Here is a 23,075-nt window from a genome sequence, read left to right as displayed (position 1 = left end):
CGGTGAAGCTAAGCCTTTGCCAGCGCAAAGCCAATGGGCAGTCGCCCGTCGCGCAGATCATCGGCGAAGGCGCGCCCGTCGACGCCGCTTTCCCTGAGCGCCGCCAGCGTCGGCGCGCCGTTGCGCTTGGCCAGCCGCTGCCCGTCCGGCCCCAGCAGCAGCGGGTGGTGCCGCCATATCGGCACGGGCAGGTCGAGCAACGCCTGCAACAGCCGGTGGACATGGGTCGCGGCGAACAGGTCGATGCCACGCACGACATGCGTCACCCCCTGCGCGGCATCGTCCACCGTCACCGCGAGATGATAGCTCGTCCCCACGTCCTTGCGCGCCAGCACGACGTCGCCCTGCGCCAGTGGATCGGCGCGGATCGTTCCCGCCAGTTCGTCGGTCCAGGCAAGCGGCCCGGCCAGCGCCACCGCCCGCGCCATGTCGATCCGCCAGGCGTGCGGCTCGGCCAGCCGTGACGCCGCGACCTCGGTCGGGATCGACCGGCAGGTGCCGGGATACACCGCGCCATCCACCCCATGCGGCGCCGACGCACTCGCCGCCAGTTCGCGGGCGATGTCGGCGCGGGTACAGAAGCACGGATAGACCAGCCCTTCGACACGCAACCGGTCGAGCGCGGCGGCGTAGCGCGGCAACCGCTGCGACTGGAACACGACCTCCCCGTCCCGGCGCAGCCCCAGCCAGTCCAGATCGGCGAGGATGCCCGCGACATGCTCCGGCCGGCTGCGTGCCCTGTCGATGTCCTCGATCCGGAGCAGGAAGCGCCCACCCGCTTCCGCCGCGCGATCATGCGCCGCGATCGCCGCGACCGCATGGCCGGCGTGCAGCGCGCCGGTGGGACTGGGCGCAAAGCGGGTGACGATCGCCCCGGTTTGACTCCGGGTATCGCGCCGTGCTGTCATGTCCGCGTCATCGTTGCCGATCATATCGGCGGCGACGTTTACGCGAGGGGGACTTCATGTACCATCCCGATCGCCTCCGCCATCCCGATGGCTGCCCCGCGCTGGTGCTCAACGCGGACTATACGCCGTTGAGCTATTATCCGCTCAGCGTCTGGCCATGGCAGACGGCGGTAAAGGCCGTGTTTCTCGACCGGGTCGACATCGTCGCCCAATATGACCGCGAAGTGTGCAGCCCGACCGCGCGCATCAAGCTGCCATCGGTCATCGCGCTGAAATCCTATGTGCGGCCGTCGGAGTTTCCGGCGTTCACCCGCTTCAACCTGTTCCTGCGCGACCGGTTCAGCTGTCAATATTGCGGCGCGACCCACGACCTGACCTTCGATCACGTCGTGCCCCGTGCGCAGGGCGGGCGGACGACGTGGGAGAACGTCGCCACCGCCTGCGCACCGTGCAACTTGCGCAAAGGGGGCCGGACGCCGAAACAGGCGGCGATGCCGCTGCACGTCCAGCCGATCCGCCCGACCAGCTGGCAGTTGCAGGAACAAGGCCGGCGCTTCCCGCCGAACCACCTGCACGACACCTGGCACGACTGGCTCTACTGGGACGTCGAGCTGGAGGCGTGACACGGCGTTCAGCGGACAATCCGCAACGCGCCGACCACCCTCCCGCCGACCGGCGAGAAACCCACCGCGAACGCGGCACCATCGCCGCTTTTTTCCCACAGCGGCACGCCGCGCAGGCGGGTGCGCAGCCGGCCATCTCCGCTCGGCCCGACCGGGGCATTTTCCGTCAGCCGGTGCGACCGGACTCGCTCGACCGGCGGGAGCAGGCGCAACCGGTGCTGCTCGGCAGATCGGCGCGGTGTGGACGATATATGACTCATGGGCGTGTCAGCGCCGACAGGATCACTCGCCCTTTCCTGCGGCAGCGCAGGCGCTGCCAGTAACGCGGGCCATGCCGCGATCACACCAATCCGCCGCAAGGTCACCCGCCCTTCGACGTCAGCGGCGGGGTCTGCTGGTGCTGGACCACCGTCCACACACCATGTTCGATCCAGCGATAGGTCGAGGTGCAATAAGCGGTGTACGCTTCGCCGCCCTTGTGCGCCTCTGCCTTGTAGGCGACGACGATCAGCCCCTCCTGCGGGCGGGCGACTTGCCGTTCGGTCAGCGACACCTGATCCCAGCGGGGCGTGTCCTTCACCGCGTCGATCGCCTGTTGTCCGGTAAAGACGAAGGGCGGCGATGGCAGCACCATCAGGCATTCGTCGTCGACCGATTCCTCGTAATGGGCCGCATCGGCGGTCCACAGGCTTTCCTCAAAATTCCAGATGCGATCGTCGTCCACGGCGATTCTCCCGTTGCTGCCGGCGTTTAGCGTCCGGGGATCGGGGGAGTTCCCACCGGCGTCCGTCCGGTACGCTCGCCCTGCCGCAAGTTCGCTTGCCGAGGCTGTATCAGACCGATAATACACGGTCGGTATCATGGCTTACGATCCCCCGTCCCCGCCCTCCGGCCCGATCGATCCCAGCCGGATCGGGCGCCTGTCGACCCCGCTGACGGGAGAGGCGCTGGAACGGCGTCGGCGGCTGGCCGCGTTCGACGATGCGCTGGCCGATTACGACCGCAGCTTTCCCGGCGCGGGCGATCCACCGCCGCCGCCCGAAACCCCCGCGACCTCGAAAAAGCGCCGCCCGCTGCGCTGGTGGCTGCGCTGGGCGATACGTGGGCTGGGCGTGTTCATCGTGCTGCTGATCCTTGCGATCGGCTGGCTGGCGCTGACCGCGCCGCTGTCCAAGTCGCTCGAACCGCCGGCCCCGCCGTCGATCACGCTCCTGTCGTCCGAAGGCACGCCGATCGCCGAACGCGGCGCCAATATCGGCAAGCCGGTCGACGCGACCAAGCTGCCCGCGCACGTCACCGAAGCCTTCATGGCGATCGAGGATCGCCGCTTCCGCACCCATTGGGGCATCGATCCGCGCGGCATCGCCCGCGCGATGTGGACCAACACCGCGGCGGGCGGCGTGCGGCAGGGGGCCAGCACGATCACGCAGCAGCTGGCGAAGAACGCGTTCCTCGATTCGGACCGGACCGCCGCGCGGAAGATCCGCGAGGTGCTGATCGCCTTCTGGCTGGAGGCGTGGCTGACCAAGGACGAGATCATGTCCCGGTATCTGTCCAACGCCTATTTCGGCGACAACGCGTACGGCCTCGACGCTGCCGCCCGCCATTATTTCAGCCGCGCGCCCAAGGATTTGACCGTCGGGCAGGCGGCGATGCTGGCCGGGTTGGTGAAGGCGCCCTCCCGCCTCGCCCCCACCGGCAACTTGAAGGGCGCACGTGCGCGACAGGCGGTCGTCGTCGGCGCGATGGAGGCGGCCGGCTATTTGACGGCGGCGGAGGCGGACCGGGTGAAGCCCGCCGTGCTGCGCGTCACCGACAACAGCACGCTGCCCTCGGGCACCTATTTCGCCGACTGGGTGCTGCCGCAGGCACGCGACCGCGCGGGCGGGATCGGCGCGGACCGCAAGGTCACGACGACGCTGGAAATCCGGATGCAGCGCGCCGCCGAACGCGCGGTGCGCAACGCCGGCCTCAAGCAGACGCAGGTCGCGATCGTCGCGATGCGCCCCGACGGCCGTGTCATCGCGATGGTCGGCGGCAAGAACTACGCGGCCAGCCCGTTCAACCGCGCGGTACAGGCGCGGCGGCAACCCGGATCGACCTTCAAGCTGTTCGTCTATCTGGCGGCGATGCGCTCGGGGCTGAATCCGCAGAGCCAGGTCCTCGACGAACCCGTCACCATCGGCGACTGGAGTCCCAAGAACAGCGACGGCCGCTATCTCGGCACGATCACTCTCGAACGCGCGTTCCAGCGGTCGAGCAACGTCGCCGCCGCGCGGCTGACCAAGGAAGTCGGCGTCAAGAACGTCATCCGCGCCGCGCGCGACCTCGGCATCTCCACCCCCATCGCCAACGAGGCGTCGATCGCGCTCGGCACGTCGACCGTGTCGCTGCTGGAACTCACCAGCGCCTATGCCGCGATCGCGGCGGGCGAGGCGCCGGTGATCCCGCGCGGCCTGGCCGAACAGGACGAGCCGACCTGGCTCGACCGGCTGCGCTCGACCCGGCGCGCCCTGTCCCGCGACGAACTGGACGGGATGCGCACGCTGCTCGCCGCGTCGATCCGTTCGGGCACCGGCATCGCCGCGAACCTGCCGGTGGAGGCGTTCGGCAAGACCGGCACGACGCAGGACAATCGCGACGCGCTGTTCGTCGGCTATGCCGGCGGGATCGTCGCCGGGGTGTGGCTGGGCAATGACGACAACAGCACCAATCCGGGGCTGGCCGGTGGCGGCCTGCCCGCGCGCATCTGGCGCGATTTCATGCGCCAGGCGCTCAACCTGCGCGATCCCGTACCGGTGGCGGCACCGGAGCCTGAACCGATCGACAATGCGATCGACGCGGTACAGGATGCGCTGGGCATTCCCGACGAGGGGCCGATGACGGTCGAGGGTCCGGGCTTCGACGTGTCGCTCGACCGCGACGGCCAGGTCCGCTTCGGCCCCAACGACCGCCGCCGCCGCGAAGAGGAACCGGTGCCGCAGGAAGAACGCCGCCCGCCGGAAGAGGACGTGCAGTAGATTTTCGTCATTCCCGCGCAGGCGGGAATCCAGAGACGCAACGCCGGCGGATCACTCGCCAAGGTCAGCGCATATGGACTCCCGCCTGCGCGGGAGTGACGAGAAGGTGACCGCTCTCCCCCTCTTCGCCATCCCGGCGAAGGCCGGGATCCATGGCTCCGCAAGGGCGAAGCCATCGGTCATGTGGCACCGTGGATCCCGGCCTTCGCCGGGATGACACAAGGAGGAACGCTCGCCCGTTGACCCCCGCCGCCTGCCCCGCCAAGGCATTGTCATGCGCTTCTTTTCCGACAACGCCGCCCCCGCCTGCCCCGCCGTGCTCGACGCGATCGTCGCGGCGAACGGGCAGGATACCGCCTATGACGGCGACGCGCTCAGCCAGCGGCTCGATGCGCGCTTCGGCGACCTGTTCGACTGCGAGGTCGCGGTGCTGTGGGTGCCGAGCGGTACGGCGGCCAACTGTCTCGCGCTGGCCACGATGTGCCCGCCGCATGGCGGCATCGTCTGCCACGCGCACGCCCACATCCAGAATGACGAGGGCGGCGCGCCGGAATTCTACACCCATGGCGCCAAGCTGATGCTGCTGGACGGCGATGGCGCGAAGCTCGCTGCGCCGACGATCGCGGCGTTCCTGTCGACGATTCGCGAGGATGTGCATCAGGTGCAGCCGCACGCCATCTCCATCACCCAGGCGACCGAAGCCGGACGGGTCTACACCCCGGAGGAGGTCGCCACGATCGGCGCGCTCGCCAAGACGCGCGGGCTGGGGCTGCACATGGACGGTGCGCGCTTTGCCAATGCCGTCGCGCATCTCGGCTGTTCCCCCGCCGATGTCACATGGAAGGCTGGGGTCGACGCGCTGTCGTTCGGCTTCATCAAGAATGGCGGCATGTCGGCCGAGGCGCTGGTCTTCTTCCGCCCCGAATGGGCCAGAGTCGCGCGCTATCGCCGCAAACGCGCCGGACTGCTGGCATCGAAGGGACGCTTCCTCGCCGCGCAGTTGCTGGCGATGCTCGATGGCGATGTCTGGCTGCACAATGCCCGCGCCGCCAATGCCGGCGCGGGCGTGCTGGCGCAGGCGGCGGGCGACCGGCTGGTCCACGCGGTCGAGGCGAACGAGGTGTTCCTGCGCCTTACCGCCGACGAAGCGACAGCCCTGCGCGCGCAGGGGTTCGATTTCTACGACTGGGGCACGGGCCAGGCGCGGCTGGTGGTGGCATGGGATCAGGACGCGGCGACCGTCGCCCCGCTGGCGCAAGCGATCGCCGCGCTGTGAACGACACCCCGCGTTCGGCGACCCCGGCGGTCCTGATCCCCTTCGCCATCGTCACGCTGATCTGGGGATCGACGTGGATCGTGATCCGCGACCAGTTGGGGGTGGTGCCGGCGTCGTGGTCGGTCACCTATCGCTTCGTCATCGCGGGCGTGACGATGCTCGTCTGGGCGTGGTGGCGCGGCGACCGGATCGCGCTTGACCGGCGCGGGCTGATCTTCGCCGCAGGGCTGGGGCTGGCGCAATTCTGCCTGAATTTCAACTTCGTCTACCGCGCCGAACACTATGTGACGTCCGGACTGGTGGCACTGATGTACGCGCTGCTAATCGTGCCCAATTCGATCCTCGCCCGCATCTTTCTGGGCCAGCGGATGGGGCGGCAGCTGCTCGTCGGATCGGCCATCGCACTGTCCGGCGTCGCGCTGCTGTTCCTGCACGAAGCGCGCGAGCATCCGGAAAATGGCGGCGCGGTGCTGCTGGGCCTCACCATCGCGCTGGCTGGCGTGTTCGCCGCCTCCGCCGCCAATGTCATGCAGGCGACCCCGACCGCGAGGGCCTATCCGATGGTCCCGCTGCTCGGCGTCGCCATGCTGATCGGGGCCGGCATCGACGCGACCTATGCCGCCGCGACGGTCGGGGCGCCGGTATTCGACTGGCGCTGGTCCTATCTCGGCGGGCTGCTCTATCTCGGCATCGTGGCCTCAGCGGTCGCCTTCACTCTCTATTTCGGGCTGATCCGCGTGATCGGCCCGGCCAAGGCGGCCTATAACGGCGTGGTCGTACCGGTGATCGCGATGCTGTTGTCGACCCTGTTCGAGGGCTATCGCTGGTCGCCGCTGGCCGGCGGCGGCGCGCTGCTGGCGCTGGCCGGGCTGGTCGTGGCACTCAAGGCGCGCAGGCCGAACCGGTAATCGGGATAGGCCGGACGCCAGCCGAGCACCCGCTTCGCCCGCCCGTTCGCCACCCTCCGGTTCTCGCCATAGAAGGCGCGCGCCATCGGGCTGAGCGTTTCCAGCGGCACGAAGGGCGGCGGCTCCAGCCCGAGCAGCCGCGCGGCATGGACCACCACGTCGTTCTGCGGCGCGGGCAGGTCGTCGGACAGATTATAGGCCCCCGCCGGTCCCGACAGCCCCCGCGCCACGCCATCGGCGATGTCGGCGACATGGACGCGGCTGAACACCTGACCGGGACTGTCGACGCGGTGGGCCTCGCCGCCTGCGACGCGGTCCAGCGGCGAGCGGCCGGGGCCATAGATGCCGGGCAGGCGGAACACCCGCGCCCCCAGCGCCAGCCATGCCGCATCGGCGTCGTTGCGGTTCTGGCGGCGACCCTCGATCGGTGCGCTCTCATCGACCCAGCCGCCGCCCGCATCGCCATAGACGCCGGTCGACGACAGATAGGCGAGCGTAGGACGGTCGAGCAGATCGCGATACTCGCGCAGTACCGGATCGCCATCGGCGTCGGGCGGGACGCTGGACAGGATCGCGGTCGCCTGCCCGGCTTCGAACCGGATACGGTCGTGATCGGCAAAGGCGATGGTGCCGCCGCGCCCGTCCCGCGTCGTGCCGACCACGCGCCAGCCATGCGGCTCCAGCCGCGCGGCGATGGCGCGGGAAGCATAGCCCATGCCGAAAATCAGGAGGCGCATCGGTTCATCTTACCCCTTCACGCTCTCTCGTCGCCCCAGCGCAGGCTGGGGCCGCCTGCGGCGAGGATGACGCATTTTGGCAGTGGGTCGGGAAGCCTCCCCGCTCACTTCGCCCCATAGCCATGATATAGCAGCCCGAAATAATCGCCCTTGTTCCACCGTGGCCGCCCGTCGGCATCGGCGAGGTCGAGCGCGATGTCGTGGTTGATCGCGACGAACACCCGCCCCGCGGTCCAGTCGAACGTCTGGCGCATGTCGTCGCCCGGCTGGTGATAGCGGTTGGCCAAAAAGTCGGCGACCGCCGCCTTGCCCGGCCCGACCCAGCCGGTGTCGAGCGACACTGCCGGGATACCCGCCTTGACGAAGCTGTAATGGTCGGACCGCACGAAGATCGCCTCTTCCGGCTCTGGATCGGGGCTAAGCGCGATGCCGCGCTTGCCGGCCGCGCGCTTGACCGCCTGCGCGACGGTCGAATGGTCGGCGCCGATCGCGACCATGTCCTGAAACCGATAGGACAGGATCGGCATGTCGAGATTGACGTCCGCGACGATCGATCCTTTGGGCACGGTCGGGTGCATCGCGAAATATTCGCTGCCGATCAGGCCCTTTTCCTCCGCCGTCACGCTGACGAAGATCAGGCTGCGGCGGGGTTTGCGCGGATCGGCGGCGAACTGCTTCGCCACCTCGATCATCGCCGCCGCGCCGACGCCATTGTCCATCGCGCCGTTGTTGATGACGTCCGCGCCCTTGGGCAATGTCGGGTCGGTCGAGATGCCGATATGGTCGAGATGTGCCGACAGCGCGACATATTCGCCGCGCAATGCCGGGTCGCTGCCTGGCAGCACGCCGACGACGTTGCTGCTGGCGAAGCGCGTCACCTTCGATCGCTGCCGGGTCGTCACCGCCACACCGCTGGCCCCGCGCGGCAGCGCCTGCACGGCGGCATCGGCCTTCACCACCGCCGCCCAGTCGAGCGCGGAACCGGCGAACAGCTTGGCCGCGCCGCCGGCGCTCAGCGACGCGACCGACGGCGCCCCGCTGCCCGGCACCTGCGGCCGCCCGTCCTTGCCGACCCATGTCATGCGCGGGCTGCGATAGACCGACATCAGGTAGCTGAAGGGATAGCGATGCGTCTGTTCGGTGCTTTCGATCTGAATCACGCCGATCGCACCGTGCGCCGCCGCCGTCTCCCGCTTGGTATCGCCGCTGCCCAGATGCGCGCGGATCTCGCTCGGCAGGCTGGCCGGCGCGCCGTAGAGATAGGCGACGATCCTGCCCCGCACGTCCAGCCCGGCATAATCGTCGATGCCGTGCGCCGGATCGACCACGCCGCGCCCGACGAACACGATCTCACCCGACCGGCGGAAATCGGGTTCGAGAAAGCTGGTCGAGGTCAGGTAATCGCTGCCGAAGATCAGCGCCGGTCGCCCGGCGGCACGCAGGCTGCCCTTCCCTGCCGGCACGGCGGAGGCGAGCGGAACGCGTTGCAGATAGGTGCCGTCATCACCCGCCGGTGTCAGCCCGGCGGCGCGCATCTGATCGGCGACATATGCGGCCGCGCGATCATATTCGGGTGTGCCCGGCGCGCGCCCCTTCATTTCGTCGGAGGCGAGGAACGCGACATGCGCTCGCATCGCCGCCTCGTCCGGGGTCAATTGTGCGGTCTGGGCGAGCGCACCCGTAGATGCCAGCAACAGCGCAAGCGGAAGAACGCGCATGAAAATCCTCAATCACGTCATCAGAATTCGTCATCCCGGCGAAGGCCGGGATGACGTGGCAAGCCAGAGTTATTTCGCGCCATACCCGTTATACAGCGTGCCGAAGAAATCACCCTTGTTCCACGCCGGACGCTGCGGCGCGTCGGCGATGTCGCGGGCGATCTGGTAATTGACGTTGATGAAGCGTTCGCCCGATTCCCAGTCGATCGGCGGCCCCTGCACCACTTCGTCCGACGGCTGGTGGTAGTTGTTGGCGAAGAACGCATCGACCGCCGCCTTGCCCGGCCCCGACGTGCCCGGCCACAGGAAGACCGACGGCACGCCCTGCTGCACGAAGCGATAGTGATCCGACCGCACGAACAGTGCCATTTCCGGCATCGGATCGGGCGAGAAGGTCGCGCCCGCCGTCGCCGCCGCGCGCTTCACGATATCGCCCAGGCTCGACCGCGCCGCGCCGAAGGCGATGACGTCGGTGAACTTGTAGGTGATGATCGGCATGTCGAGATTGACGTCGGCGACCATCCGCGCCTTATCGATCGTCGGGTTGTTGGCGAAATAGTCGGAGCCGACCAGCCCCTTTTCTTCGGCGGTGACCGCTAGGAACAGGATCGAGCGGCGCGGCGCCTTGCCCGCCGCCTTGAACCGCTTGGCCTCCTCGATCAGCGAAGCGATGCCGACCGCATTGTCCATCGCGCCGTTATAGATCGTGTCGCCCTTCTTGTTGGGCGATCCCACGCCGACATGGTCGAGATGCGCCGACAGCACGACCGTTTCCGGCGCGACGGTCGGATCGCTACCCGGCAGGATCCCGGCAACGTTGTAGCTGGGCAGCGGAGTCGTGACGGTCTTGATCGCGACGGCCAGCGTCGGCTTCAGCGCCGTGCCACGAAACTTCCCCTTGCCCGACAGCGCGGTCGCGGCCTTGGCCCAGCTCATGCCCGACCCGGCGAACAGCTTTTCGGCACCGGCGGCAGAGAGCGTCGCCAGCGTAGGAACGCCACCGCCCATGATGTGCCCCTTGCCATCGGCCTCGGCCCAGGTAACGCTAGTCGGCTGGGCGGTCGCCACCGTCTTGGCCATCGGCATCCGCACGGAAACCTCCGGCGTCTGCAGCGCGATGATGCCGATCGCGCCCTTGGCCTTCGCGATCGCCGCCTTGGCCGGCAGGCCGCCGAAATGCGCCGCTTCCTCGCTGTCGAGGCCGTCCGGCGCGCCGCGCACCACTGCCACGATCTTGCCGCGCACGTCCAGCCCGGCATAGTCGTCGCGCGTCGGCGACACCACGCCATAGCCGACATAGACCACCGGCGCGGCCAGCGTGGTTTCCGCCGCCGCCGGATTGACGCCCGGCAGATAATCCTGGCCGAAAGTCAGCGCCTGCCCGTTCAGGCTCAGCTTGCCTATGTCCGCCGGACCGACCTTGATGAGCGGCACCTTCTGCAGATAGCTGCCATCGTCGCCCGCCGGACGCAGGCCCGCCGCATAGAATTGCGACGCGACGTAATTGGCGGCGATGTCATATTCGGGCGACCCGGCATCGCGCCCGCGCATCGCGTCGCTGGCCAGAAACATGACGTGCGCCTTCATCGCCGCCTGCGCGGGCGGCAGTACGGCGTTCAGCTCGCCATTGCGCATCTGCAATTCGGCGGCGGTTGGCGCGGCGGGAGCCGGGGCTGGCGGCGCATCCTGTGCGATCGCGGCAGTGCTGATGAGAAGACCGAGCAACAAGGCTGGACGGAACATTGGAATCCTTCGACAAGCGACCATAGATACAGGCGTAGCTTGTGCCGTGGCCCCACGCAACGCGGGTCGCGGCCGTGAATGAAGGTCGAGAATGATGATGGTCGATGCGACGCGTACCCCGATGACCCCGCCCGTCATCCGCCGCACCGATTATCGCCCGCCGGCATGGCGTGTGCCGGAGATCGCGCTGGAATTCGACCTCGATCCGCAGGCGACGCGGGTTACCGCGACGATGGTCGTCACTGGAAATGACGGAGGACCGCTGCGGCTCGACGGCGACGGGCTGACGCCGCGTTCGGTGCTGGTCGACGGACAGGCGCGGAACGATTGGCGGCTGGAGGACGGCGCGCTGATCCTCGACCTGCCCGGCGACCGGCACGAGGTCACGACCGAGGTGGTGATCGAACCGCAGGCCAACACCCAGTTGATGGGCCTCTATGCCTCGGGCGGCAACCTGTGCACCCAGTGCGAGGCGGAGGGGTTCCGCCGCATCACCTTCTTCCCCGACCGGCCCGACATCCTCAGCCGCTACCGGGTAAAGATGATCGCCGACAAGACACGCTTCCCGGTGCTGCTGGCGAATGGCGATCCGGTCGCGTCCGGTGATCTGGACGATGGCCGCCACTGGGCCGAATGGTCGGACCCGTTCCCCAAGCCCAGCTATCTCTTCGCGCTGGTCGCGGGCGATCTGGTTGCGAACCGCGCGCAGTTCGTGACCGCATCGGGCCGCGAGGTGCAACTCGGCATCTGGGTCCGTGCGCCCGATCTGGCCAAGACCGACCATGCGATGCGCGCGCTCAAGACCTCGATGGCATGGGACGAGCGCGTCTATGGCCGCGAATATGACCTCGACGTGTTCAACATCGTCGCGGTCGACGATTTCAATTTCGGGGCGATGGAGAATAAGGGGCTGAACATATTCAACAGCCGCTACACCCTAGCCGACCCCGATACCGCGACCGATTACGACTATGACGGCATCGCCGCCGTCGTCGCGCACGAATATTTCCACAACTGGTCGGGCAACCGCGTCACCTGTCGCGACTGGTTCCAGCTGTCGCTGAAGGAGGGCTTCACCGTCCTGCGCGACCAGCAATTCTCCGCCGATCAGGGGTCGGCGGCGGTCAAGCGGATCGAGGATGTCCGGTCGCTGCGCGCGTCGCAGTTTCCCGAGGATGCCGGACCGCTGGCGCATCCGATCCGGCCCGACGCCTATCAGGAGATCAGCAACTTCTACACCGCCACCATCTATAACAAGGGGGCGGAGGTCGTGCGGATGATCGCCACGATCCTGGGCAAAACCGCGTTCCGCGCCGGCACCGACCTGTATTTCAGCCGCCATGACGGCACGGCGGCGACGTGCGAGGATTTCGTGGTGGCGATGGAGAATGCCTCGGGCGTCGACCTGACCGCGTTCCGCCGCTGGTACGAACAGGCCGGCACCCCGCGCGTGTCGGCGACGCTGGAGCATGTGCCCGGCGGTGGCCGCGCCACGCTGTCGCTGCGGCAAGGCGTCCCGCCGACGCCGGGCCAGGCGACCAAGCTGCCGATGGTCCTGCCGCTCAAGCTCCGGCTGTTCGGTGCGGAAACCGGCCGTCCGTTAAGCGACGAACGCCTGTTCCTGTTCGATCAGGACACTGCCAGCATCACCTTCGAAGCCGTCACCGAACGCCCGGTGCTGTCGATCAATCGCGGCTTTTCCGCGCCGGTCATCGTCGAGACCGACCGGACCTCGGCCGACCTCGCCTTCCTGAGCGCGCAGGACGACGATCCGTTCGCCCGGTACGAGGCCATGCAGCAGCTGATGCTCGACACGCTGGTCGCCTCGGTCGCCAGCGGGCATGGCGATCATGGCGCGGTGATCGACGCCATCGCCAATACGCTGGCCGACGACCGGCTCGACCGCGCGTTCGTGGCGGAAGCCGTCCTGCTCCCCTCCGACAGCTTCATCGGCGACCAGATGGGCGTGGTCGACCCCGACGCGATCTTCGCCGCGCGCGAGGCGTTGCGCAGCGACATCGGCCGGGCGCTGCTGTCCGAATGGCGCGCCGCCTATGCCGCGACGGAGGCGGATGCGTTCAAATATACCCCGGATGCGAAGGGCAAGCGGCGGCTGCGCACCGTCGCGCTCGGCTATATCGCGGCATCGGGGGCGGGCGACGCCGACGCCATCGCCTTTGCCCAGTTCGAACGCGCCGACAACATGACCGATCGGCAGGGCGCATTGATGACGCTGGTCAATTCGGATGCGGACGACCGGATCGCCGCGCTCGACATCTTCTACAACCGCTATCGCGACAACGGTCTGGTGCTGGACAAATGGTTCACCACGCAGGCGCTGTCGACCCGTGCCGACACGTTCGAACAGGTCGCGGAACTGGCCGGCCACCGCGACTTCACGCTGACCAACCCCAACCGCGCCCGTGCGCTGATCGGGGCGTTCAGCATGAACCAGAAGGCGTTCCACCGCGCCGACGGTGCGGGATACCGGTTCCTGGCCGACCAGTTGATCGCACTCGACCGGATCAATCCGCAGACCGCCGCCAAGATGCTGCCCCCGCTCGGCCGCTGGCGGCGGTTCGACCGTGCGCGCGGCGAATTGATGCGCGCCGAGCTGGACCGCATCCTGTCGGTGCCGGGGCTATCGAAGGACATGCTGGAGCAGGTGGGGAAGAGTTTGTCGTAAAGCTCCTCCCCACCTCGTGGGGAGGAGCTTAGAGCCTGATGACTTCAGCCTTAGCCGCTTGTCCTGAGTAGCCACTGAGCTTGTCGAAGGGGCGTATCGAAGGACTGTTTGGGGCAGGTGCTTCGATACGGGTCTTCGACAAGCTCAGCCACTACTCAGCATGAACGGGTAGGTTTCACGTCATCAGACTCTATCTCGCAAACCACTCCGGAAACCGCTGCGCCTTTTCCGCCACCAGCGTTTCGTAATAGCGCATCAGGTCGATCGCATGGTCGCGGTCGGTGCGGACCCGTGCCGCCGCCGCATTGGCCGCCGCCTTGACCACATCATAGTCCCGCGCGAACATCCGCGCGATCGCATCCGCCGCCGATCGCGGATCGCGCGCGGCATAGGTTTCGGCGAAGTCCGGCTCGGCGATCTCGGCGCAACCGCCCTCGTCCGGCACGATCAGCGGCAGGCCCGATGCAAGCCCCTCCAGCCCGACCAGCCCGAACGGCTCAGCATCCGATCCGTGGATCAGCGCGTCGCAACTGGCCATGATCCGCGCGAGGCGGACCCGGTCGTAGACGGGGCGGAACAGCTTGATATGCGGGCTGTTCTTCAACCGGTGTTCGAGGCGACCGGTATGCACCCCGCTGCCGATCTGGATCATGCCCACCGGCAGATGCTCGCCCGCCATCTCGACCGCGTCGAAGATCATCGGCCAGCGCTTTTCGGCGTGGTGCCGCCCCAGACCGAGCAGCAAATGCCCCTCCGGCGGCAGGCCGAGCTGTTCGAGCAACGACGCGCGCAACTGTTCGTCGCGATGCTCGGGCGAGAAGAACCCGCGCTGGATGCCGAGCGGCATCGACGCATGGACCGTCAGCCCGCGCGCGGCATGGCGCTTTTCCAGTGCCGGCCCGTTGGTGACGAACGCGTCCATCTTGGCGAGGTAGCGCGCCATGTAGCGCGTCCACCACATGAACGCCTCCTCGATCCGCTCGCGGCTGGCCAGCCGTTCGAACCAGCGCAGGGGGTAGGCGCCGACATTGTCGTTATGCGCGAAATAGACCTTCACCGCATCGCCCGGCCAGTCGGCGACGATCGTCGCGGGCCGCCACGGACTCGACGCTTCGACCACATCGGGGTGTAGTTCGTCGAGCAGCGCATGGATCGCCCCGCCGCGCACGAAGATGCCGTAATTGGGGTCGAGGACCAGCGTCGGTGCCTTCACCCAATAGATGCGTCCGCCGCCCGGCCGTTCCTCGACCGCATTTTCCTTGGCCGGTGCGATGACGATCAGTTCATGGCCCAGTTCGGCCATGATCGTCATCTTGTGGTCGATATAGGTGCGGACCCCCCCGCCGGTCGGCGAGTAGAATTCGTTGACGTCGACGACGCGCACCGGGGGTTGGCTCAGTCGAGCGGGGCGAAACCGCCCAGCCCGCGCAGATACTGGGCGCGCACCGTCGTCGTCACCACGCCCGCCGGCACGGTGATGATCGCCTGCGCCAGCTTGGGACGCGAACGCCCGAGCTTGGCGGGACCCGGAAAGCCTGCGCCGTCGCGCATGAAATTGAACTTGTTGCGGCCGTCCCGGTCATGGGTGAACAGCAGCGCGTACCGCCCCGGCGACGGCGCGCGGATGCACAGCTGCACGTTGCCCGACGCCGGCATGTCGGCCCAGACCCGGCGGAAGAACTTGCCCTCCTTGCGCAGATCATGGTCGTCCTTCAGGAAATCATCCTCGTTCGCCGGATAGAGTTCCAGCTTCAGCCGTCCGGTCCGGTCCTTCAGGCCGGTCACGTTGACGCGGATCGCCGGGCCTTGGTTCGCGTTGCACGCGGCGGCATCGCTGCCCATCGACTGGGCCGCAGCGGGAGTGGCGGCGAGCAACGCCGCACCGAGCAGCGTCAGGGGCAATTTCATCATTCTTTCCTTGCGAGCGCAGGAAGCCCGAATGCCGCCATCAACACCACGTGCGCGAACAGGGTGAGGGTCGCGATGAATGCGACCAGGTCGGACAAGGCTTCGCCATGCCCGATAAACATAATCGCGAAGTTGGCGAAAAGAAGGTCTTTGTTCGGCAACAGCGGCAGCCGCGCCACGACCAGCCGTCCGGCGGCAAGGAACAGCCACCACGTGAAGGACACGCCCGGCATCGCGAAATAGCTGGCGATGCCGAACGCCAGCGACCCCAGCACCAGCCGCGCGCAATGCACGCCGAAGATCCAGCGCAGCATCGCGCCCGGCAGCGAAAAGACCCGGCGCGAGAACAGCAGCAGCACGCCCGAGATACCGACCGCCACCGCCGACGACCATGCCAGCATTTCCAGTTGCTTGGGCGGAAACAGTTCGAACGCGAAGGGCAGCGTGACCGCCAGCATTCCCACCGTCACGATATTGCCGGCGATCCCCGACAGGATCGTCACATCCTTCACCGCGCCGAACGGGGCAGTCACCATCTTCAGCCGCGCGCGCGCCCAGGCATAGAAGAACACATCGCCCGAATAGCCGATGACCACGTCGTTCGCGATCCGCTTGCGCACCAGCGCGCCGAACCCGTCGAACGGCAACCGCCACAGCCGGCGAAAGATGAAGAAGTCGAACAGCGGCGGCGCGAAATAGGCCAGCGCGAAGAACAGATAGAACCACGGCGAATCCGGCGCGGCCAGTTCGACCCCGGCCCAGCCATGGTCGAACAATTCCCATGCCAGCCCGACGATCATCAGCCCGGACAGCAACGCGCCGAGAATGCGCGGCCAGCGCGGGCGCAACCGGTCCAGCGGCTCCAGCCCGGCCAGATCGGGACGCGCGCCAGCGATGTCGGCTTCGGTTACCATGTCAGGTGACGTCCTAACGACTCGCAACTGCGGCGGCCAGCGTCATGCGACCGGCGCGACTGCGTCGGGATGCGCCGATGCCACGGCCGGTACTTCGGCCGCCCGCGCATCGATCGCCACCAGTCGGGGCCACGGCGTCAGGTCCAGCTCGAACCGCCGCGCATTGTAGAGCTGCGGCACGAGGCAGCAATCGACCGCGCCCGGGGTCGCGCCGCCGAAGAAGCCGTCGGCCGGCGCCGCCGCCTCCAGCGTACCCAGCCCCTGCGCGATCCAGTGGCGATACCAGTCGGCCTTTGCCGCCGCATCCGCCCCGAACTGCGCCTCCAGCCGTTGCAGCACGCGCAGATTGTCGATCGGATGGATGTCGGCGACGATCACCAGCGCCAGCGCCAGCGTGCGCGCACGTTCCAGCGGATCGGACGGGAACAGGCGCGGTTCGGGGTGCGTGGCGTCCAGCCAGTCGAGGATCGCCAGCGACTGGGTGAGGATCGTGCCGCCGCCGATGTCGAGCGCGGGGATCAGCCCTTGCGGGTTGCGCGCCAGATGCCCGGCCGAGCGTTGTTCGCCCGTCAGCAGCGATACCGGCACGCTATGCCAGGCAACGCCCTTCAGGTTCAGCGCGATGCGGACACGATATGCCGCCGAGGATCGGTGATAATCGTAGAGCGTGTAGCCGCTCACTTGCCATCGTCCGTGGCCGGGACCAGCGAAGTACCGGCCCGACCGCTGCGAAACGCGCCGAACCACGTCGCCGGGTTCAGGCTGGTGCTGCCGTCGAGCGAGAAGGTGATGAACTCGGCCCGCCCGCCGATATTCTCCCACGGCACCGGTCCTCCCAGTCCCCGCTCGGCCTCCGAAAAGCGGCTGTCGGCGCTGTTGTCGCGATTGTCGCCCATCAGGAAGACATGGTTGGCGGGAATGATGATCGCGGGGAAATTGTCGCCCTGCGAACCTTGCTTGAAGTCGATCGTATCGTACTGGCGTCCGTTGGGCAGCGTTTCGCGGTACAGTGGCAGGCGGCAGAACGCACCCTTGTCGGTGCGGACCAGCGCGCCGGGATATTGGTCGGGATCGCATTTGGTGTTGGCGTCGACCGGAATCATCGCGTTGCCCATCGCTTTCCGCGGGATCGCCACGTCGTTGATGTAGACGACGCCGCCCGCGACCTCCAGCCGGTCGCCCGGCAGGCCGATGACGCGCTTGATGAGGTCGGTGTTGCTGCCCGGCGGCTTCACGATCACGACGTCGCCGCGCTCGGGCATCGACCCCCACAGGCGGCCGTGCCATGCCGGCAGCTGGACGCTCCACGTCTCCTGCGGCTGGCGCAGCACGATGTCGCGGAACATCGCGACCGGGTTGGGGATGGTCGGCGACACGAACGACCAGCCATAGGCATATTTGCTGACGACCAGCCGGTCGCCGACGCGCAGGCCCGGCAGCATCGATTCGGACGGGATGTAGAACGGCTTGGCCACGAAGCTGTGGAACCCGAGCACCACCAGCAACAACCAGAACAGTCCGCGCAACTCGCCCTTCCAGTCGAGCCGCCGGTGGGCGGGCGCGGAAGTCGCGGCGGGGGTCGGTTGCGACGGCGCGGGAACGCCCTGGTCCTCCAGCGCCAGATGATCGGCCATCAAACGTCCTACTCTACCCTGGGCAACGCCTCGATGATGACGAACGCCTGGGCCCAGGGATGGTCGTCGGTCATCGTCAGATGTACCATTGCGACGTGGCCTTCGGGCGTCATCGCGTCAAGCCGTGCTTTCGCACCACCGGTCAGGTGCAGCGTCGGCGCGCCCGATGGCGCGTTCACCACGCCGATGTCGCGCATGAACACCCCCTGCGAAAAGCCGGTGCCGACCGCTTTCGAAAAGGCTTCCTTGGCGGCGAAACGCTTCGCCAGCGTGCCGGCGCGGGTGAAAGGGCGCTTTTCGGCCTTCACCTGTTCGACGGGGGTGAAGACCCGCTGGACGAAGCGGTCGCCGAAACGGTCGAGCGACGACTGGATCCGCTCGATATTGCACAGGTCGGAACCGAGGCCGACGATCATGGACGATCCTCCCCGGCACGGGGAGGGGGACCATGCGCAGCATGGTGGAGGGGGGTGACCTGCTCCACAACGGCAGCGAATGGGGATACCCCCCTCAACCATCGCTTCGCGACGGTCCCCCTCCCCGTGCCGGGGAGGATATTCACCGGGCGGCCTCCATCAGTTCCTTCATCCGCGCGACCACCGGACCCAGGCCACCGAACACCGCCTCGCCGATCAGGAAATGGCCGATGTTCAGCTCGCGCACCTGCGGGATCGCCGCGATCGGCACTACGTTGTCGAACGTCAGGCCGTGCCCGGCATGGACCTCTATCCCGTTCTTGGCGGCGAGCGCAGCGGCGTCGGCGATCCGGCGCAGTTCGGCGACCTGTTCGTCGCCCGACAATTCGGCATAGCGGCCGGTGTGCAGCTCGACCACCGGCACGCCCAGCGCAACGGCGGCCGCGATCTGTGCGGCATCGGGTTCGATGAACAGCGACACCCGCACGCCAGCATTGGCCAGCGCCCGCACCATCGGTGACAGCTTGTCCTGCTGCCCCGCGACGTCCAGCCCCCCCTCGGTCGTGCGCTCCTCGCGCTTTTCCGGCACGATGCAGGCGGCGTGGGGCCGGTGCTTGAGCGCGATGCCCAGCATCTCCTCGGTCGCCGCCATTTCAAGGTTGAGCGGCACGGTCAGTTCGCTCGACAACCGCGCGATGTCGTCGTCGGTGATGTGGCGGCGATCCTCGCGCAGATGGGCGGTGATGCCGTCCGCGCCATGCTCGGCGGCCAGCAGCGCGGCGCGCACCGGATCGGGATAGCCGCTCCCCCGCGCATTGCGCACCGTCGCGACGTGATCGATGTTGACGCCCAGGCGCAGGGGGCTGCTCATGCCGCCCGGCTCCCCGGCTTGATCGCCGGAATCGCCGCTAGGTCGGCGGGCAGCGCATCGGGATGATAGCTCGGCACGTCGAGCCGGATCAGCGGCAGGAACGGTACGCCGAGGTCCGCCGTGCCGTTCGACCGGTCGACCAGCGACGCGGCGGCCACCACGTCGCCGCCCGCCGCCTGGATCGCGGCGATGGCTTCGCGCGACGACAGGCCGGTGGTCACGACATCCTCCATCATCAGCACGCGGGTGCCGGGATCGATGCGGAAGCCACGGCGCAGTTCGAACGTACCGGTCGGGCGTTCGAGGAACATCGCCGGCACGCCCAGCGAGCGGCCCATTTCATGACCGACGATCACCCCGCCCATCGCGGGCGAGATGACCACGTCGATCGATTCGCGCACGTTCGCGGGAAACCGGCTGGCCAGTTCGTCGCACAGCCGCGCGGCGCGGCGCGGGTCCATCAGCACGCGGGCGCATTGCAGGTAGCGCGATGACCTGAGGCCCGACGACAGGATGAAATGCCCCTCCAGCAGCGCCTCTGCTGCACGGAATTCGTCGAGGATCGCGTCGTCGTTCATGAATATGGTCCACCGGTTGCTTCGTCCGTCGCTCTAATACCGGGTGCGGGACGTTCGCAACCATCGCTTGAGGACGGGCGACATGCCGCGTATAGCCCGGTGGGTTAGGGTTTCCAAACGCCCACAGCACGCGACCACGCCGCATAAGAAGCGTGCCGCGTGCCCTTTAACGGGGTGACACGACACGATGCGACGCATTGGGATGAGGATGTTGGTACTGGCGGCGGCCGCCGCGCTGGCGGGGGGCGCCCATGCCGCCGCCCCGAAAGCGGTGACGCCGGGCACCGGAGAGGTGGCGACCGCACCACAGGCGGGCGCACCGCCCCCCGGATCGGCCGAAGCCGCCCCGACCGGACAGGTGACGCCGCCGACAACCGCCGCCGCGCCGGCACCTGCCAAGGTGCAGGACCCGACGCTGGACGCCAAGGGCGTGCCGCTGCTGGTCGCCACGCCCGACATCGGCCAGCCGACCGACCGCAAGATCGACCTGCAGCAACAGGTGACGCCGAACGGGCGCGAGGCGAAGGCGTTCCACAACCACATCCTGATGCCGGTGATCGTCGTCATCTCGCTGCTGGTGCTGTTCCTGCTCGCCTATGTCGTGATCCGTTTCCGCGAAAGCGCGAACCCGGTCCCGTCGAAGACGTCGCACAACACGTTGATCGAAATCGTGTGGACCGCGGCACCTGTGCTGATCCTGGCGGCGATCGCGGTGCCCTCGATCGGGCTGCTCGCGCGCCAGTTCAAGCCGGCGCCCGACAATGCGGTGACGATCAAGGCGATCGGCAACCAGTGGTTCTGGAGTTACGAATATCCCGATTATGGCGGCGTGTCGGTGACCGCCAACATGCTGAAGGAAAAGAACGAGGTCGCCGCCGGGCAGCGGTATCGCACCGACGCCGACGGCCCCCGCCTGCTGGCGGTCGACAACCGCATCGTGCTGCCGGTCGGCGTGCCGATCCGCCTCATCACCACCGCGACCGACGTGATTCACAGCTGGGCGATGCCCGCCTTCTGGATCAAGCTCGACGCGGTCCCCGGGCGGCTGAACGAAACCAGCTTCACCATCGAAAAGCCGGGCCTGTATTTCGGCCAGTGCAGCGAATTGTGCGGTGCGCGCCATGCGTACATGCCGATCGCGGTCGAAGCGGTGCCGGTGGCGCAGTTCAACCGGTGGATCCAGGCCAAGGGCGGCACGCTGCCCGGTGCCAAGGAAGCCGCAGCGCCCAGCAACGCCGTGATCCCGCAGCCCGGTGCCGACGTGGCCGACGAAACGTCGAACGCCAGCAACGCCGCCGACGTGCCGGTGGTCAACGCGACCGAAGCCGCCTCTCCCTCCACCCAGCGCGCCACCGGCAACGGCGGCGGCGTCGGCAACGTGGACCAGTAAGATGACCGATACCGCCCTTCCCGGCCACCATGCGTTCGACGCCCATGGCCATGACGCGCATCATCACGATGCGGACCACAAGCCGGGCTTCTTTGCCCGCTGGTTCATGTCGACCAACCACAAGGACATCGGGACGCTGTACCTGATCTTCGCGATCGTCGCGGGGATCATCGGCGGTGCGATTTCGGGCCTGATGCGGCTCGAACTCGCGCAGCCGGGTATCCAGTGGCTGCCCTGGCTGTCGGGCCATGAAGGCGATCAGGCGCTCCATTTCTGGAACGTGCTCATCACCGCGCATGGCCTCATCATGGTCTTCTTCATGGTGATGCCGGCGATGATCGGCGGCTTCGGCAACTGGTTCGTGCCGATCATGATCGGCGCGCCGGACATGGCCTTTCCGCGGATGAACAACATCTCGTTCTGGCTGCTGATCCCCGCCTTTCTCCTGCTACTGGGCAGCACGGCGTTCGGTGGCGGCGCGGGCACGGGCTGGACGGTCTATGCGCCGCTGTCGACCTATGGCGAACCGGGGCCGAGCGTGGACATGGCGATCCTCTCGCTCCACCTTGCCGGTGCGTCGTCGATCCTGGGTGCGATCAACTTCATCACCACCATCTTCAACATGCGCGCGCCGGGCATGACCCTGCACAAGATGCCGCTGTTCGTGTGGTCGGTGCTGGTCACCGCGTTCCTGCTGCTGCTGGCCCTCCCGGTGCTGGCCGCCGCGATCACGATGCTGCTGACCGATCGCAAGTTCGGCACGACCTTCTTCGATCCCGCCGGTGGCGGCGACCCGATCCTGTACCAGCATCTGTTCTGGTTCTTCGGCCACCCCGAAGTCTACATCATGATCCTGCCGGGTTTCGGCATCGTCAGTCACATCGTCGCGACCTTCAGCAAGAAGCCGGTGTTCGGTTATCTCGGCATGGCCTACGCCATGGTCGCGATCGGCGCGGTCGGCTTCGTCGTGTGGGCGCACCACATGTTCACCACTGGCCTCAGCGTGAACACCAAGATGTACTTCACCGCCGCCACGATGCTGATCGCGGTGCCGACCGGCATCAAGATCTTCTCGTGGATCGCCACGATGTGGGGCGGCAGCTTGCGCTTCCCCACGCCGATGCTGTGGGCGATCGGGTTCATCTTCATGTTCACCGTCGGCGGCGTGACCGGCGTCGTCCTCGCCAATGGCGGCGTCGACGACGTGCTGCACGACACCTATTATGTCGTCGCCCACTTCCACTATGTATTGTCGCTGGGTGCGGTGTTCGCGCTGTTCGCCGGCTTCTACTACTGGTTCCCCAAGATGTCGGGGAAGATGTACAACGAACTGCTGGGCAAGCTGCACTTCTGGGTGTTCTTCATCGGCGTGAACGTCATGTTCTTCCCGATGCACTTCCTGGGCACGCAGGGGATGCCGCGGCGTTACCCGGACTATCCGGACGCCTATGCGTTCTTCAACCACATCGCCTCGGCCGGCTATGCGATCATGGCGCTGGGCATGGTGTTCTTCTTCGTGAACATCGTCGTCTCGCTGATCGGTGGCCGCAAGGCAGCGGACAATCCGTGGGGCGAAGGGGCGACGACGCTGGAATGGACGCTCAGCTCGCCCCCGCCGTTCCACCAGTTCGAGACCCTGCCCAAGATCGACTGATCGCCGGAAATCCCGACCAACCAGAAACGCCCCGGAGCGATCCGGGGCGTTTTTGCGTCAAGTGCAGCGACCGGCCGGAGCGGCACAGATC

The 23,075-nt window shown here is 67.5% G+C and carries 21 protein-coding genes; 7 read left to right on the top strand and 14 right to left on the bottom strand.

The annotated features are described in order from the left end of the window. Positions 1 to 8: 8 nt before the first annotated feature. On the bottom strand, positions 9 to 908 hold the full coding sequence (gluQRS, locus tag ASE83_RS14730) for a tRNA glutamyl-Q(34) synthetase GluQRS (RefSeq protein WP_055791908.1): 900 nt from the start codon (positions 906 to 908) through the stop codon (positions 9 to 11). Positions 909 to 964: 56 nt separating this feature from the next. Between gluQRS and ASE83_RS14725 the strand changes: the two genes are divergently transcribed. Next, entirely contained in the window at positions 965 to 1,531 is a 567-nt protein-coding gene (locus tag ASE83_RS14725; protein ID WP_055791773.1) for an HNH endonuclease, read from the top strand. 8 nt (positions 1,532 to 1,539) lie between these two features. On the opposite strand, the gene ASE83_RS14720 is transcribed toward ASE83_RS14725, so the two are convergent. Further along, the gene (locus ASE83_RS14720) at positions 1,540 to 1,743 is read right to left on the bottom strand and encodes a hypothetical protein (RefSeq protein WP_055791770.1); all 204 of its coding nucleotides are present in this window, start codon (positions 1,741 to 1,743) and stop codon (positions 1,540 to 1,542) included. Between the two features lie 149 nt (positions 1,744 to 1,892). Beyond that, positions 1,893 to 2,255, bottom strand: a complete 363-nt coding sequence (locus ASE83_RS14715; protein WP_055791766.1) for a DUF4440 domain-containing protein — start codon at positions 2,253 to 2,255, stop codon at positions 1,893 to 1,895. A gap of 136 nt (positions 2,256 to 2,391) precedes the next feature. On the opposite strand from ASE83_RS14715, the gene ASE83_RS14710 reads away from it, so the two are divergent. The 3 genes from ASE83_RS14710 to ASE83_RS14700 all read left to right on the top strand — a co-directional run bounded on the left by ASE83_RS14710 (position 2,392) and on the right by ASE83_RS14700 (position 6,735). Then, entirely contained in the window at positions 2,392 to 4,551 is a 2,160-nt protein-coding gene (locus ASE83_RS14710; protein ID WP_055791762.1) for a transglycosylase domain-containing protein, read from the top strand. Between the two features lie 274 nt (positions 4,552 to 4,825). Beyond that, positions 4,826 to 5,827, top strand: coding sequence for a threonine aldolase family protein (locus ASE83_RS14705; RefSeq protein ID WP_055791760.1), 1,002 nt, complete (start codon positions 4,826 to 4,828; stop codon positions 5,825 to 5,827). Next, positions 5,824 to 6,735, top strand: coding sequence for a DMT family transporter (locus tag ASE83_RS14700; RefSeq protein WP_055791756.1), 912 nt, complete (start codon positions 5,824 to 5,826; stop codon positions 6,733 to 6,735). The genes ASE83_RS14705 and ASE83_RS14700 overlap by 4 nt, the downstream gene beginning before the upstream one ends. On the opposite strand, the gene ASE83_RS14695 is transcribed toward ASE83_RS14700, so the two are convergent. The 3 genes from ASE83_RS14695 to ASE83_RS14685 form a co-directional block, all read right to left on the bottom strand. After that, positions 6,645 to 7,472 (bottom strand): hypothetical protein, encoded by an 828-nt coding sequence (locus ASE83_RS14695; protein WP_055791752.1) that lies wholly within the window; start codon positions 7,470 to 7,472, stop codon positions 6,645 to 6,647. The two genes, ASE83_RS14700 and ASE83_RS14695, sit on opposite strands and share 91 nt — an antisense overlap. A gap of 104 nt (positions 7,473 to 7,576) precedes the next feature. Beyond that, a complete protein-coding gene (locus tag ASE83_RS14690) occupies positions 7,577 to 9,166 on the bottom strand; it encodes a M28 family metallopeptidase (protein ID WP_235515993.1) in 1,590 nt (529 codons plus the stop codon). A 93-nt stretch (positions 9,167 to 9,259) separates the two neighbouring features. After that, positions 9,260 to 10,933 (bottom strand): M20/M25/M40 family metallo-hydrolase, encoded by a 1,674-nt coding sequence (locus ASE83_RS14685; RefSeq protein WP_055791746.1) that lies wholly within the window; start codon positions 10,931 to 10,933, stop codon positions 9,260 to 9,262. A 97-nt stretch (positions 10,934 to 11,030) separates the two neighbouring features. Between ASE83_RS14685 and pepN the strand changes: the two genes are divergently transcribed. Continuing rightward, complete coding sequence (gene pepN / locus ASE83_RS14680) at positions 11,031 to 13,619, top strand: aminopeptidase N (RefSeq protein ID WP_055791904.1); 2,589 nt, start codon at positions 11,031 to 11,033, stop codon at positions 13,617 to 13,619. Between the two features lie 190 nt (positions 13,620 to 13,809). Here the strand turns inward: pepN and ASE83_RS14675 are convergent, their stop codons facing one another. The 8 genes from ASE83_RS14675 to pyrE form a co-directional block, all read right to left on the bottom strand. Then, positions 13,810 to 15,003: a glycosyltransferase gene (locus ASE83_RS14675; protein WP_055791743.1), complete on the bottom strand. Its 1,194-nt coding sequence runs from the start codon at positions 15,001 to 15,003 to the stop codon at positions 13,810 to 13,812. A gap of 11 nt (positions 15,004 to 15,014) precedes the next feature. Then, entirely contained in the window at positions 15,015 to 15,527 is a 513-nt protein-coding gene (locus ASE83_RS14670; RefSeq protein WP_055791899.1) for a DUF2141 domain-containing protein, read from the bottom strand. Further along, positions 15,527 to 16,441, bottom strand: coding sequence for a hypothetical protein (locus ASE83_RS14665; protein WP_055791740.1), 915 nt, complete (start codon positions 16,439 to 16,441; stop codon positions 15,527 to 15,529). The genes ASE83_RS14670 and ASE83_RS14665 overlap by 1 nt, the downstream gene beginning before the upstream one ends. A gap of 42 nt (positions 16,442 to 16,483) precedes the next feature. Beyond that, positions 16,484 to 17,122 (bottom strand): maleylacetoacetate isomerase, encoded by a 639-nt coding sequence (maiA, locus tag ASE83_RS14660; RefSeq protein WP_055791737.1) that lies wholly within the window; start codon positions 17,120 to 17,122, stop codon positions 16,484 to 16,486. Then, positions 17,119 to 18,075, bottom strand: coding sequence for a signal peptidase I (lepB, locus tag ASE83_RS14655; protein WP_055791733.1), 957 nt, complete (start codon positions 18,073 to 18,075; stop codon positions 17,119 to 17,121). Before lepB ends, maiA begins: the two co-directional genes overlap by 4 nt. Before the next feature lie 8 nt (positions 18,076 to 18,083). Continuing rightward, a complete protein-coding gene (gene acpS / locus ASE83_RS14650; protein WP_055791730.1) occupies positions 18,084 to 18,491 on the bottom strand; it encodes a holo-ACP synthase in 408 nt (135 codons plus the stop codon). Between the two features lie 142 nt (positions 18,492 to 18,633). Further along, on the bottom strand, positions 18,634 to 19,362 hold the full coding sequence (locus ASE83_RS14645) for a pyridoxine 5'-phosphate synthase (protein ID WP_055791725.1): 729 nt from the start codon (positions 19,360 to 19,362) through the stop codon (positions 18,634 to 18,636). Further along, entirely contained in the window at positions 19,359 to 19,940 is a 582-nt protein-coding gene (pyrE, locus tag ASE83_RS14640; RefSeq protein WP_055791722.1) for an orotate phosphoribosyltransferase, read from the bottom strand. Before pyrE ends, ASE83_RS14645 begins: the two co-directional genes overlap by 4 nt. Positions 19,941 to 20,142: 202 nt before the next feature. On the opposite strand from pyrE, the gene coxB reads away from it, so the two are divergent. Both coxB and ctaD read left to right on the top strand, forming a co-directional pair. Next, positions 20,143 to 21,330, top strand: a complete 1,188-nt coding sequence (coxB, locus tag ASE83_RS14635; protein WP_443024323.1) for a cytochrome c oxidase subunit II — start codon at positions 20,143 to 20,145, stop codon at positions 21,328 to 21,330. 1 nt (position 21,331) lies between these two features. Beyond that, the gene (gene ctaD, locus ASE83_RS14630; RefSeq protein ID WP_055791716.1) at positions 21,332 to 22,984 is read left to right on the top strand and encodes a cytochrome c oxidase subunit I; all 1,653 of its coding nucleotides are present in this window, start codon (positions 21,332 to 21,334) and stop codon (positions 22,982 to 22,984) included. Positions 22,985 to 23,075: the final 91 nt, after the last annotated feature.

It is taken from the genome of Sphingomonas sp. Leaf32 (assembly GCF_001421765.1).
GTDB lineage: Bacteria > Pseudomonadota > Alphaproteobacteria > Sphingomonadales > Sphingomonadaceae > Sphingomonas.
This window is presented reverse-complemented; position numbering and strand designations above follow the sequence as displayed.